This is a genomic window from Campylobacter subantarcticus LMG 24377 (assembly GCF_000816305.1).
Lineage (GTDB): Bacteria > Campylobacterota > Campylobacteria > Campylobacterales > Campylobacteraceae > Campylobacter_D > Campylobacter_D subantarcticus.
Genome location: NZ_CP007773.1, coordinates 1,332,480 through 1,346,894 on the forward strand (window position 1 = coordinate 1,332,480; position 14,415 = coordinate 1,346,894).

The 14,415-nt window shown below is 30.6% G+C and carries 13 protein-coding genes; 12 read left to right on the top strand and 1 reads right to left on the bottom strand.

The genetic code is table 11. The features are described 5' to 3' along the window. Positions 1-4: 4 nt before the first annotated feature. The 12 genes from CSUB8523_RS06910 to lepA all read left to right on the top strand — a co-directional run bounded on the left by CSUB8523_RS06910 (position 5) and on the right by lepA (position 13,655). Positions 5-226, top strand: coding sequence for a ribbon-helix-helix domain protein (locus CSUB8523_RS06910; RefSeq protein WP_039664294.1), 222 nt, complete (start codon positions 5-7; stop codon positions 224-226). Between the two features lie 367 nt (positions 227-593). Beyond that, positions 594-1,802 (top strand): major outer membrane protein, encoded by a 1,209-nt coding sequence (locus tag CSUB8523_RS06915; protein ID WP_043019494.1) that lies wholly within the window; start codon positions 594-596, stop codon positions 1,800-1,802. A 289-nt stretch (positions 1,803-2,091) separates the two neighbouring features. Beyond that, positions 2,092-2,529: a c-type cytochrome gene (locus tag CSUB8523_RS06920; RefSeq protein WP_043020023.1), complete on the top strand. Its 438-nt coding sequence runs from the start codon at positions 2,092-2,094 to the stop codon at positions 2,527-2,529. 15 nt (positions 2,530-2,544) lie between these two features. After that, positions 2,545-3,657: an ABC transporter substrate-binding protein gene (locus CSUB8523_RS06925; protein WP_043020024.1), complete on the top strand. Its 1,113-nt coding sequence runs from the start codon at positions 2,545-2,547 to the stop codon at positions 3,655-3,657. Between the two features lie 11 nt (positions 3,658-3,668). Continuing rightward, positions 3,669-4,784 (top strand): ABC transporter substrate-binding protein, encoded by a 1,116-nt coding sequence (locus tag CSUB8523_RS06930; RefSeq protein WP_043020025.1) that lies wholly within the window; start codon positions 3,669-3,671, stop codon positions 4,782-4,784. A 20-nt stretch (positions 4,785-4,804) separates the two neighbouring features. Further along, positions 4,805-5,701, top strand: a complete 897-nt coding sequence (locus CSUB8523_RS06935) for a branched-chain amino acid ABC transporter permease (RefSeq protein WP_043020026.1) — start codon at positions 4,805-4,807, stop codon at positions 5,699-5,701. Position 5,702: 1 nt separating this feature from the next. Then, positions 5,703-6,734: a branched-chain amino acid ABC transporter permease gene (locus CSUB8523_RS06940; RefSeq protein ID WP_043020027.1), complete on the top strand. Its 1,032-nt coding sequence runs from the start codon at positions 5,703-5,705 to the stop codon at positions 6,732-6,734. Further along, a complete protein-coding gene (locus CSUB8523_RS06945) occupies positions 6,731-7,501 on the top strand; it encodes a high-affinity branched-chain amino acid transporter, ATP-binding protein (RefSeq protein ID WP_043020028.1) in 771 nt (256 codons plus the stop codon). The genes CSUB8523_RS06940 and CSUB8523_RS06945 overlap by 4 nt, the downstream gene beginning before the upstream one ends. Beyond that, entirely contained in the window at positions 7,488-8,183 is a 696-nt protein-coding gene (locus CSUB8523_RS06950) for a high-affinity branched-chain amino acid transporter, ATP-binding protein (RefSeq protein WP_039664301.1), read from the top strand. The genes CSUB8523_RS06945 and CSUB8523_RS06950 overlap by 14 nt, the downstream gene beginning before the upstream one ends. A 3-nt stretch (positions 8,184-8,186) precedes the next feature. Beyond that, on the top strand, positions 8,187-11,417 hold the full coding sequence (locus CSUB8523_RS06955) for a cytochrome c biogenesis protein (RefSeq protein WP_043020029.1): 3,231 nt from the start codon (positions 8,187-8,189) through the stop codon (positions 11,415-11,417). Between the two features lie 11 nt (positions 11,418-11,428). After that, positions 11,429-11,854: a hypothetical protein gene (locus CSUB8523_RS06960; protein ID WP_052243000.1), complete on the top strand. Its 426-nt coding sequence runs from the start codon at positions 11,429-11,431 to the stop codon at positions 11,852-11,854. A gap of 10 nt (positions 11,855-11,864) precedes the next feature. Continuing rightward, complete coding sequence (gene lepA, locus CSUB8523_RS06965) at positions 11,865-13,655, top strand: translation elongation factor 4 (RefSeq protein ID WP_039664303.1); 1,791 nt, start codon at positions 11,865-11,867, stop codon at positions 13,653-13,655. A gap of 30 nt (positions 13,656-13,685) precedes the next feature. On the opposite strand, the gene CSUB8523_RS06970 is transcribed toward lepA, so the two are convergent. Next, entirely contained in the window at positions 13,686-14,306 is a 621-nt protein-coding gene (locus CSUB8523_RS06970) for a hypothetical protein (protein WP_043020030.1), read from the bottom strand. Positions 14,307-14,415: the final 109 nt, after the last annotated feature.

Below are 14,415 nucleotides of genomic sequence, written 5' to 3' on the forward strand. Positions count from 1 at the left end.
AACAATGAATAAACGATATACTTTAACCCTTTCAGAAGAACTTTATAAACGTTTAAGTCAAACTGCAAAATTTTCTAAAAAGAAAAAAGCTGCAATTTTACGCAATGCTTTAGAAAATTATCTTGATGAAATGGAAGATTTTGCACCTGCTATAGAAGCTTTAGAAGATCTAAAAGATGGAGATAGTAAAAAACTAGATAGTATTATCAAAAAATTAAAATGCTAATTTCCTCAGTTTCCAAACATTAACCATCAAAGAGCATAATTATACTTGTAAAAGCAAACATTCATAGATAACTCCTTAGTTTTTAAAGATCTAGTTTTTTACTAGATCTTTAAAGATATATTCTAAATGCAAATTGTAAAATGTTTTCATAAGTAATTAACCAATTAAAGCAAACTAGTATTTTTATTTATTCTTAAATGTATTTTTATAATCAACTCTTTAGTATATAAAAGTTATATCTTTTAGTTTAATATTTTATCTTATTAATTAACTTCATAAATATACAATTTTACTAACTTTAAGAATTCTTATATAAAACTGTGCTATAATACAAGTCATAGTTTTAATTTTAATAAGGAGAATTCTCATGAAACTAGTTAAACTTAGTTTAGTAGCAGCTTTAGCTGCAGGTGCTTTTTCAGCAGCTAATGCTGTTTCACTTGAAGAAGCTATAAAAGATGTTGATGTATCAGGAATGTTTAGATACAGATTCCAATCTGATAGATTAGAGCAAGGTGATACAATTGACAATGGTTACAATAGCTCTAAAAACAACACACACAATTATAAAGCTCAATTAAATTTTAAAGCAGCTTTAGATGATAATTTTAAAGCTTTTGTTCAATTCCAATATACTTCAAAAGATTCTGGTTTTGGTCAAGGAACAACAGGAACAGATACTGGTTCTACATTTGCTGTTCAACAAGCTTACTTAGAATATACTAACGAAGCTTATGCTACAAGCATTGCTTTTGGTAAAATGGAAGTTGGTTCAATCTGGACTGATGATGCTGTAGGAACAGGTAGTAAAATTATCAATAACTCTATCGAAGGTTTAACTTTTGCTGGTTTTTGGTTTGATGCTTTCAACTGGAACAATGACGGAGATTATACAGATACAAAATTACCTAAATCATCACTATATGGTGCAGCTGTATTAGGTGATTTTGATCCATTTGCTTTCCAATTATGGGCAGCATATTCAGCAAGCAATGCTTTCTTATATGCAGTAGATGCTAGTTATAAATTCGCATTTAATGATATGAATTTTAAAATTCAAGGTCAATACTTAGGAAATAGCCTAGAAAGTGATTTTGAAAAATTTTATGAAAATGGTGTAGATGATGGTAACTTCTATGCTGCTAAATTCAGCGGACAAATCTCTGCCTTTGATTTCCAAGCAGGTGTTATCGGCTATGGTGAAAAAGATAAAATTACTGTAGTTACTTTAGAGGATACAGGTAGAGTAATAGCTCCAGCTAAACAAATTTTCTATTCAGATGGTAGTAAATTAACTGGGGACATGGGTGAAAACTTCTTCTATTTTGCAGGTTTAGGTTATACTTTTGCTGAAACCTTAAGAGTAGGATTTGACTATACTGGTGGTTCAACTGAATATGCAGCAGGTAGAGCTGATACTGACAAAAACGAATATACAGCAAGTGTATCTTATGCTTATAGTCCAAAACTTACATTTAGTGGATTTTATTCTTTCTTAACTGAAGATTTAAACACTAATGGTGAAGATGATAAAAAAGATCAATTCATCAGACTTGAAGCTTTATACAAATTCTAATTTTACAAGCTAAGCCTTTTGGCTTAGCTTACTACTATATCTAAAACAATTTCCTCTTTTAATCCTTGTATTTTAATCTCTTTTATTTTTAATTCATTAGGTAAGTTTTCAAGCAAAGTTTCTTTGTTATGTACATCTTTACTTGCTAATACTCTGAGTATTTTACCTCTATAAGCTTTTGCGAAATGACTTAAAGTTTTGGAATTTTTAAAAAAGTGAGAGTGGAGTAAAATTGTTTATTTTTTTTAGATATAATCGAGATTTATTTATATATTTTAAAGGTATATTTATGTTTCGCTTGTTTATTATAAGTATTTTATTTGCCAATTCGCTATTGGCTTTTAATATAAAATCTTTATTTACCTATACTTTTAATGATAATATTAGTTATGACTTAGAAAAAGCTAAAAAAATATATTTTAAAAATAAATGCAACACTTGTCATGGAGAAAATGGTGAAAAAAATTCTTATGGCAAAAGAGCTCTTAAGGATTTGAGTCCAGAAGAAATCAAAGGTGCTTTGAAAGATTATGCTAATGGTTATTTTGAAAATAAATCAAGTGATAATATTCAAATGAGTTTATATGCTAAAAAACTAAATGATAATGATATGAATCACATCATAGCTTATTTAAAGGGGCAGAATTTTTCTATAGAACTTAATCAAAAAGATCTTTTAGAAGAAGAACCTGCTCCCAAAACAAAAAATAATATATTTTTAAAATAACAAAAAGGAGTTTTTATGAAAAAAAATCTACTATTAGCTAGCTTACTTTATGCTAGTTCAATTTATGCCGCAGAAGTAAAAATAGGTGTTGTTTTACCACTTACCGGTGCTTTAGCAGCTTATGGTAATGATGTATACGAGGGTATTAAACTAGCCAATACTTTAAATCCAAACTTAAAAAATGGAGATAGTATTAAAATCATAACCATTGACACAAAAGGTGATAAAATAGAAGCAGCAAATGCCACTACAAGACTTATCTCTCAAGATAAAGTTTTAGGGCTCATAGGTGAAGCTGTTACACCAAACACTATGCAAGTTTTATCTATAGCTGAAGAAAGAAAAGTTCCAGCTATAGCTCCAGTTGCTTCAGGTGATAAGCTTTTAGATAAAAAAAGCTACGCTAGTAGAGTTTGCTTTATGGATAGTTTTCAAGGAAATAAATTTGCAAACTATACTTATAAAGATTTAAATTTAAAAAGTGTAGTTGTGATAGTTGATCAAAGCAATGTATATTCACTAGGCTTAGCAAGGGCTTTTGAAAAAGAATTCAAAAAAAATGGTGGAAAAGTGCTTAAAAAATTAACTATTTCTTCAGGCGATAAAGACTTTAAAGCTATTGTTTCACAACTTAAAAGTATCAACCCTGATTTTGTTTATATGCCAATTTATCATCCAGAGGCTGCTTTAATAGCAAGACAAGCAAAAGCAATTGGTTTTAATAAACTTTTAAGTGCAGGAGATGGGGTAAATAATAAAACATTTATCGAGCTTGGTGGTGATGCTGTAAACGGAGTAATCTTTACTGATAGTTTTGATTACAATAACCCTCCAACAACTCTATCTAAAAAATTCATTGATGCTTATGAAAAAGATCATGGCACCAAAGAACTTCCTGCATTTTCTGCTATGGGAGCTGATGCTTATTATGTAATGATAAATGCAATGAATGAATGCTCTAATAATTTAAATACACAATGCATTAATGATAAAATTCATTCAACCAGTAATTTTGAAGGTGTAGGTGGAGTCATAAGTATAGATGCTAGTGGCAATGCAAGTCGTTCTGTAATTATAAAAGAAATACAAGAACAAAAACAAGTTTATAAAACTATTATTAATCCTTGAAAGGTTAAACTATGAAAAAAATCAGTATAGCTATATTATCTATCATAGCTTGCAATATTATACAAGCAAAAGAAATTAACATTGGCGTAGTTTTACCTCTAACAGGAGCAACTGCTGCTTATGGACAAAGCGCCTTAGATGGAATAAAAATTGCCAATTTTATGAAAAACACTTTAAGCAATGGCGATAAAGTAAATTTAGTTGTGGTCGATACAAAGGGCGATAAAATAGAAAGTGCGAATGCCAGTGCAAGATTGATTTCACAAAATAAAGCTTATGCGCTTATTGGCGAAATGCTAACAGCTAATACTCTACAAGTGATAAGAATCGGTGAAGAGAAAAAGATTCCGGTGGTTGCTCCTGCGGCTACTGCTGATAAAATTTTAAATAAAAAATTATATGCTAGTAGAGTTTGTTTTATGGATAGTTTCCAAGGTTCATCTTTGGCTACTTATGTAAAAAATAAACTAAATTATACCAAGGCTGTAATTATTAGCGATCAAAGTACGGATTATTCTTTGGGTTTAACTAGAGCCTTTGAAAAAGAATTTAATAAACAAGGTGGAAAAATTTTAGATAAATTTAGAATTACAGCAGGTGATAAAGATTTTAAAGCCATTCTTTCACAAATTAAAAATTTAAAACCTGATTTTATTTTTCTTCCAATATATTACACAGAAGCTTCTTTATTTGCACGCCAAGCAAAAGCAATGGGTATAAATATCCCTATGGGTTCAGCAGATGGGGTTGCCGATGAAACCTTTATCAATCTAGCTCAAGAAGCAGCTGAAGGATATTTATTTACTGATAGTTTTGATTATAACAATCCGCCAACACAGCTTTCAAAAGACTTCATACTAGCCTATGAAAATGAAAAACAAAGCAAAGAAGTTCCAAATTTCACAGCCATGGGTGCGGATGCGTATTTTGTGATTTTTGAGGCTATGCAAAAATGTATTAATGATTTTAATAGTGAATGTATCAATAATAATATCCACGCTACTTCAAAATTTGAAGGAGTTAGCGGGGTAATTAGCATTGATAAATCAGGTAATGCCGCACGTTCAATTGTTATAAAATCAATAGAAAATCAAAAACAAGTTTATAAAGATACGATTCTTCCGTAAATAAAATTTTAAGAGGTTCAATGGATAGTTCTTTAATTTTACAGCAAATTATAAATGGTTTTAGCTTAGGTAGCATGTATGCACTTATTGCTATAGGCTATACAATGGTCTATGGCGTTTTAAGATTGATCAATTTTGCACATGGTGATATCATGATGGTAGGTGCATATTCGGCTTTATTTTGTGTTACAAGTATGAATATACCTTTTTTAGGTGCTCTTTCTTTGGCTATGTTATTTGCGGCAGCTTTAGGTATAGCTATTGATAGAGTAGCTTATAAACCTTTAAGAAAAGCACCTAGAATTTCTTTACTTATCACAGCCATAGGTATAAGTTTTTTAATACAAAATGTGTTTAATGTCTTATTTGGCTCAACTCCAAAATATTTTCCTGTACCAAGTTATTTTGAAACAGTGATGAATTTCAATAATATCAGCATTAGTATCAATAGTATTTTAGTGCCTATTTTAACATTTTTCATATTATTAGTAGTTTTATTCATACTTTATAAAAGCAAATATGGCATTGCTATTAGAGCTTTAGCTTTTGATATTCATACTGTAAATTTAATGGGTATTGATGCAAATCGTATTATTGCTATTGTTTTTGCATTAGGTTCAGCTTTAGCTGCTATTGGTGGTATTTTTTGGGCTGTTAGTTATCCTTCTGTTGAACCTAGCATGGGAACCCTTATAGGACTCAAAGCCTTTGGTGCTGCTGTTTTAGGTGGTATTGGTTCGGTTGCTGGAGCAGTTTTAGGTGGTTTGATTATAGGATTTACAGAAGTTGTTGTAGTTGCTATTTTTCCTGATCTTTCTGGTTTTAAAGATGCTTTTGCATTTATCTTTTTAGTATTAATTTTACTTTTTAAGCCAACCGGAATTTTGGGCATAAATTTTGAAAAAAGTAGGTTTTAAGATGGTTGCAAGAAAAATTATACATTTAAGTTTTTTTATCATAGCACTTGCTTTTCTTTTTATATCTCCTTATTTTTTCAATGATTATAAAATGGGAATTTTAAGTAATATTGCTATTTTTGTAATCTTAGCAGTAAGTTATAATCTTATTAATGGAGTTACAGGGCAATTTTCATTAGAACCAAATGGCTTTGTAGCTATAGGAGCTTATGTTACAGCTTTAGTTTTGCTTACAAGTGAAAGCAAAATCGATCAGTTTTCCTTAGAAGATCCAAGTAGTTTTATCTTGATGATACATTCGCCAAGTTTTATTGTAGCTTTACTTGCTGCTGGACTTTGTGCTATGCTTTTATCTTTAGTTTTAGCTTTTGCAGTATTTAGAGTTCGAGGAGATTATTTAGCTATTGTAACACTAGGTTTTGGTATTATCATCAAACTGGTGGCGATTAACTTTGCTTCTATTACAAATGGCTCTTTAGGTTTAAATGATATTCCTAAGCATACTACCTTATACTGGAGTGGTGGGATTGCTATATTTTCTGTTATTATCATATTAAACATTGTTAGTTCAAAATTTGGTAGAGCCATGAAAGCTGTAAGAGATGATGAGGATGCGGCATTAGCAATGGGCATAAATACCTTTAATATCAAAACCCTAGCTTTTAGCACTTCAGCATTTTTAGAAGGTGTTGGAGGAGGCTTGTTAGCTTGTGCGCTAGCTTCAGTTTCACCTGAGCAATTTGACTTTTTATTTACTTTCCAACTTTTAATCATCATTGTTTTGGGTGGTTTAGGCTCAACTACCGGTGCTATCATAGGTGCTATTTTGGTGATAGGCGGAAGTGAATATTTGAGATTTTTAGATGAAAGTATGAATATTTTTGGCTATGAAACTCCTGCTATGCCTGGTCTTAGAATGGTTGTATTTTCTGTTATATTAATTTTAGTAATGCTTTTTGCAAGAAGAGGAATAATGGGCGATAAAGAATTAACAGATATTTTATTTAAGTTTTCTAAAAGGAAGAAAAAATGATTTTAGAACTTAAAGAAATTCATAAAAATTTTGGTGGAGTTAATGCTATAGCAAATACTTCATTTGCCATTAAAGAAAGTGAAATTTTTGGACTTATAGGCCCAAATGGTGCAGGAAAAACCACACTATTTAATATTATTACAGGAAATTATAAGCCAAGTAGCGGAGAAGTCTTTTTTCTAGGAAAAAAAATTGATCATTTAAAACCACACAAAATAGTTCATCTGGGTATAGCAAGAACTTTTCAAAACATCAGACTTTTTTCAAGCATGAGTGTTTTAGAAAATGTATTGATTGGCTTTGATAAGAGTATTAAATATAATATTTTTGAAGCTTTTTTACACCTTGGAAGATTTTCCAAAGTAGAAAAAAATGCGAAAAAAGCAGCTTATGAAATTTTAGAACAACTCAATATTGCTTATTTAGCCAATGAAAAAGCTACTAGTTTAAGCTATGGTCAGCAAAGAAAAGTTGAAATAGCAAGAGCCTTAGCAACAAATCCTAAGCTTTTATTGCTAGATGAACCTGCAGCAGGTATGAATTCTACAGAAAGTGATGATTTAGCTGAGTTAATTTTTAACATAAGAGATAGCAAAAAAATTAGTGTTTTGCTTATTGAGCATGATATGAAATTTGTGAATAAGCTTTGTGATAGAGTTATGGTGCTTGATTATGGTAAGACTATTTTTGAGGGAAAACCAAACGATGCGGTGCAAAACCCTGAAGTAATTAGTGCATATTTGGGAGATTTTAATGCTAGTAGTTAAGGATTTACATGTTTATTATGGTTTAATAGAAGCTGTTAAAGGTATTGATTTTACCATAAAAACAGGAAGTATAGTTAGCTTAATAGGTTCAAATGGCGCAGGAAAAACATCAACACTTAGTGCAATGTTAAATTGTGTTAAAAAAACCGGTGAAGTAACCTTTTTAGGCTATGATACTCAAAGACACCTACCTCACACTCTAGTTCAAAAAGGTATTGCTTTAGTGCCCGAAGGAAGAAGAGTTTTTATCAATCTCACCATAGAAGAAAATTTAAAAATCGGTGCTTTTAATAATGCAGAAAATTATGAGCATTTAAAAAATCAAATGTATAGACTTTTCCCAAGATTAAAAGATAAAAAAAATGCATTAGCAGGAACTTTAAGTGGCGGAGAAGCCCAAATGCTAGCTATCTCAAGAGCACTTATGAGTGAGCCAAAACTTTTAATGCTTGATGAGCCTTCATTAGGTCTTGCTCCAAAAATAGTTGGAGAGGTTTTTGATATTATAGTCAAATTAAAAGAAGAAGGAATCACTATTTTATTAGTAGAACAAAATGCATTTTCAGCTTTAAAAATCAGCGATTATGCTTATGTTTTAGAAAATGGCAAAATCGCCATGCATGCACCCGGAAAAGATCTTATCGGTAATGATGAGATTAGAAAAAAATACCTTGGAGCTTAATTCATGAAAAAACAACTTTTAGCCTTTGGGAATATAAAAATTTCAATTTTTTTATTTTTAATTTTTGCCCTATTTTGCGCCCTAGCTACTTTCATAGAAAGTGCTTATAACACTCCAACAGCTTGGGCAATGATCTATGGCTCTTCTTGGTTTGCCTTTATACAGCTCATACTAGGGATTAATCTTTTAGCAGCTCTTTTTAAATATAAAATGTTTAATAAGAAAAAAATACCGCTTTTAATTTTCCATATCTCATTTTTATTTATATTATTAGGTTCAGCTATGACTAGATATATGGGATTTGAAGGAAATTTACATATTAGAGAAAATGAAAAAAACAACATCATTGAAACTTCAAAAAGTTATATCTATATAGCAACTTTAAAAGATGATAAAGTATATAGTGCTGCAAAATCTGAATATATTGCTACCTTACCTTTTGTAAATGATTTTTCATTTAATTTAATCTTACCTGATGAAAAAGCTCAAATTTCATATGAAAATTTAATCTTAGATGCAAAAGAAATTTATATTGATGATAACAATTCTGCTCCTCTTTTATCTTTAATGCTTTCACAAAATAATGAGTCCAAAGAATTGCTTTTTCAAGCAGGAGATATTGAAAATATCAACGGTGTTAATATAGCATTTTTAAACGACTCTGCTCCAAGTCCTTATATAAAAATTGATAAAGATTTAAAACTTAGTGCTGACTTTGATTTAAAATACATGTCAATGAGCGATGGAAAAGAAAATATTTTAAAAGCAAATCAAAAAGCACAAGCTAAAGATTTAAGATTATATTCTTTTAATGATATTAATTTAGTGGTTAAATTTGCTTCCTTGCATGGTAAAAAAACCTTAGAAGGTATTAATCAAGTTCAAGATGAAAGCTATTTTACTTGGTTTAAAAATAGTTGGATAGAGCTAGGGCGCAACGCTTTGATTTCTTTATTTGGCGAGGCAAAATATTGGAATAATTCTTTATTAAACAACTTCAAAGATTTTGCACAAAGCACTAAATATATGCCAACTCAACTTTCAGATAACGCCATTAATGCTTTGAAACTAAAACTAAGCTATAAAGGAGAATCTAAAGAAGTTTTCCTAGTAGAATACAACTCACCTATTCGTATTGATGTAGCAGGCCAACCTTTCTTTTTAAGATGGGGTCCTAAAGGAATAGAAATGCCATTTGAAATGTACTTAAAAGACTTTGAACTAAAACGCTATCCTGGCTCGATGTCACCTATGTCTTATGCAAGTTATGTCGAAATTAACAATGCTAATCAAAAGTTAGAATACAAAATTTTCATGAATAATGTTTTAGATTATCAAGGTTATAGATTTTACCAAAGTTCTTATGATCAAGATGAGCTTGGCACTATACTTTCAGTTAATAAAGATCCGGGTAAAATTCCTACATACATAGGATATTTTTTACTTACACTAGGAATGTTTTTAAATATTTTAAATCCTCATTCAAGATTTAGAACCTTAGCTAAATTAATCAATCAAGACACTCTTAAAAAAACAAGTGCTATTTTGGCATTTATATTAGTTTTTTTTGCAAGCCAAAATACTTATGCAAATGAACCCATCAAGGTGGATGAAACACATGCTAAGGAACTTGCTTCTTTAGTAGTACAAAAACCTGATGGTAGAATGGTTCCTTTTAATACCTTAGCTATGGAAGTTTTAGAAAAAATATATAAAAATACAATCTTTCAAGGCCAAAGTGCTGAAGCAACTATTATATCAATGATTTTTGATGGTAGCGCATGGTATGATAAAGATATTATATTTATGCCAACAAGTCGTTTGGTTAATGAAGAAATTTCTAAAATTTTAGGTATTAAACCTAGAGCTTATACTAGTTTTAAAGATTTTTTTACTACAGATACTTATAAACTACAAAAATATGTAGAAAATGCTAATAGAAAAAATCCAAATCGTAGAAGTGTTTTTGATAAAGAAATCATCAAGCTTGATGAAAGAGTTAATATTGTAAATTTAATCTTCTCAGGTGATATTTTTAGATTTATTCCTTTGCAAAATAGCACTAATAATCAATGGGTAGCACCACGTGAAGCCTATATAGGATTAAAAGGTGAAGAAGGTGCGGAAGTTAAAAGTATTTTAGAAAACTATTTTAATGCAGTTAATAATTCTATTACACACAATAACTGGGACGATGCAACTAAAAATTTAAATATCATCAAAAACTATCAAGAAAAATATGGCCATGAAGTTATACCAAGTGCTAAAAAAATTAGCACAGAGATCTTTTTCAATAAAAGTCAAATTTTTGTAAATCTTACTCCACTTTATTTATGTGCTGGACTTTTACTTTTGATTATAGTTTTTGTTAAAATGCTAATGCCAAAAATTCGCATTGATTTTATTTTTAAATATGTTTATATATTTAACATTGTAGCATTTTTCATCCATACTCTAGGCTTGGCTTTGCGTTGGTATATAGCAGGTCGTGCTCCATGGAGCAATGCATATGAAAGTATGGTTTATATAGCTTGGGCTCTATCGCTATCTGGAATTTTCTTTTCAAGAAAAAGCCCTATTGCACTTTCTTTAACTTCTATTTTAGCAGGAGTTACTTTAGGCGTAGCTCATCTTAGCCAAATGGATCCACAAATTACTAATTTGGTTCCTGTATTACAATCTTATTGGCTTACTATACATGTTTCAGTTATTACTGCTAGTTATGGATTTTTAGGACTATGTACATTATTAGGTATATTTGTACTTGTTTTACTATGTATGCTAAAAATCAATGGCAAGCATAATGAAAATATTTTAAGAAATATCACAGAGGCAACAAGAATTAATGAAATGGCTATGATTTTGGGGCTTTGCTTGCTTACGGTTGGGAATTTCTTAGGTGCTATATGGGCAAATGAAAGCTGGGGAAGATATTGGAGTTGGGATTCTAAGGAAACTTGGGCTTTAATTAGTATTTTAGTTTATGCAGCTATTTTGCACATTAGAATGGTACCAAAATGGGCAAATCAATATATTTTTGCAGTTTGCTCTATGTTTGCATATTGGGTGATTATCATGACTTATTTTGGAGTAAATTACTTTTTAACCGGTATGCATTCTTACGCAGCAGGAGATTCTGTAAAAATTCCTGATTATGTATATTGGGGATTTTTATTTATGGTGGCATTAAGTATAGCAAGTTATTTCAAAAAATCTTATGCGAAAAAATTATAAGAAAGTTTTAAATGAATAATTCTCTTTTTATATTTTTAATTGTAACTTTAGTTATTGTTATCATACTTGGTATTCTTTTGGTTTTATTTTTTACTCATAAAGATAAGCAAGCCAATAAATCCAATACAACCAAAGCTCCAAAAATAAGCAATATAGAAGATTTTATATCCAAGGCTAATAGGGCAAAAAATTCCCAAGAAATTCAAGCTTTAATCTTGCAATTTTTAAATTCACAAAAATTTGGCTCTAATCCAAAAGATAGTGCTACTAAAAGAAAACTTGATTTCATTAGTGCTATTTCAGCTAATGCTAATGCTACCCCTAAAAATATTTCATTTTTAAACAATGAACTAACAAAGCGTTACAAGGCTTTAAAAAAAGAAATAGATGCTTATGAGCAAATAGGCCTAGCAAAAAGAAAAATGAGACAATCTTAAGGGTTTTTAAATGAAAAATATTAGAAATTTCTCTATCATAGCTCATATTGACCATGGAAAAAGCACACTAGCTGATAGAATTATTAGCGAATGCGGAGCAATTAGTGATAGACAAATGAGTGCGCAAGTAATGGACACCATGGATATAGAAAAAGAGCGTGGTATAACTATAAAAGCTCAATCTGTACGTTTAAATTATAAATTTAATAATGAAGAATATATATTAAACCTGATCGACACTCCAGGCCATGTTGATTTTTCTTATGAAGTAAGTCGCTCTTTGGCAAGTTGTGAAGGGGCTTTGCTTGTTGTTGATGCTTCACAAGGAGTAGAAGCTCAAACTATAGCCAATGTTTATATAGCCTTAGAAAATGATCTTGAAATCATACCAGTGATTAATAAAATAGATCTTCCTTCGGCTGATATTGAAAAAGTAAAACATGAAATAGAGCATATTATAGGAATTGATTGCTCTAATGCAATTTGTGTTAGTGCAAAAACAGGTGTAGGTATAAAAGAACTCATAGAAACTATCATTACAAAAATTCCTGCGCCAAAAACTGATGATGAAGCACCTACTAAAGCTTTAATTTATGATTCTTGGTTTGATAATTATCTTGGAGCTTTAGCTTTAGTTAGAATTTATGAGGGAAATATTGCTAAAAATGATGAAGTTTTAGTTATGAGTACAGATAAAAAACATCTCGTGCAAGATCTTTTCTACCCTCATCCATTAAGCCCTATAAAAACTAAAAAATTAGAATCAGGTGAAGTAGGTGTTATCGTGCTTGGACTTAAAAATGTTGCTGATGTTCAAGTAGGTGATACCATAACATTAACTAAAAACAAAGCAAAAGAAGCTATTGGTGGTTTTGAAAAGGCTAAAGCTTTTGTTTTTGCAGGACTGTATCCTATAGAAACGGATAAATTTGAAGATTTAAGAGACGCACTTGATAAATTAAAATTAAATGATAGCTCTATCACTTATGAACCTGAAACTTCTTTGGCTTTAGGATTTGGCTTTAGGGTTGGTTTTTTGGGTCTTTTACATATGGAAGTTATAAAAGAAAGATTAGAGCGTGAGTTTAATCTTGATTTAATTGCAACAGCTCCAACCGTTACTTATGAAATTTATCAAACCGATGGAGAAGTCTTAAAAATTCAAAATCCAAGTGAATTACCACCTGTAAATAAAATAGATCATATAAAAGAACCCTATGTAAAAGCAACTATCATTACACCGAGTGAGTACTTAGGAAATTTAATCACTCTTTTAAATCGCAAGCGTGGTATGCAAGCAAAGATGGATTACATCACTCCTGAGCGTGTTTTGCTTGAATATGATATCCCTTTAAATGAAATCGTTATGGACTTTTATGATAAATTAAAATCACTCACTAAAGGCTATGCTAGCTTTGATTATGAGCCTATTGAATTTAGAGTGGGCGATCTTGTAAAGCTTGATATTAAAGTAGCTGGTGAAAATGTCGATGCACTAAGCATTATAGTGCCAAATGAAAAAGCACTAAGCAAAGGTAGAGAACTAGTAAAAGCGATGAAAGAAATCGTCCCAAGACAGCTTTTTGAAGTTGCTATCCAAGCAAGCATAGGAAATAAAATTATTGCAAGAGAAAATGTAAAATCTATGGGTAAAAATGTAACCGCAAAATGCTATGGTGGGGATATCACTAGAAAAAGGAAACTTCTTGAAAAACAAAAAGAAGGTAAAAAAAGAATGAAAGCTATCGGCAAAGTACATTTACCTCAAGAAGCATTTTTAAGTGTTTTAAAAATAGACTAAATCCCTAGCTTGCATACTAGGGATACAATTTTATGCATTGATATCTAAAGAATTTCCGCCCAACTCATTAATTTTTTGAGTTACTACTTCAATAGCTTTATCAATTGTTTCATAGCTGATGTCAGGAAGTTTGCCACCCCACATTTTTTCCGCTTGTGCAAATCCTACTTTTAGACCCTCTAAACCTTTTTGAAGTTTTTCCATGTCTTCACCAGCCCCATTAATAACAAAATCAGCCAATCTCTGAGATGTTTTTGCTACACCAAAATATCCATCTTCCCCAATAAGCTCTTTTGCTTCATCAGCATTTAAACTAAGTATATCTTTACCTTCATATCCTATAGCTTTAAAATCTACATTTGATAAAATAGCTGTTAAAGAATCCTTAGATTGAGCTCCTTGAAAAATCCCTGCCTGAGATAGACCATTGGATGAACTCATGCTAAATGCTTGTTGCATAAAACTCATAGCATAAAGCTCGGTTATGCCTTTTCCGCCTATGCTAGCAAGCTTACTAAGCTTATCCTCATCTATATCTTTTGTGCTATTAGCACTTTTAGTATTGGCATCTTCAAGTTTTGTATTCAAATTAGCCTTCCTATTGCTAACTTGCGACTCTACTGCCACGCGTGAATACGAATTTATTTGCATCCTTGCTCCTTTTTTGTGGGTTTATAAAAATCGTCTAAAAAAAATTAAAATTTACATTAAGAAATTTATAATTACAGCTTAAATATAATGCCAAATATTTATTGTATTT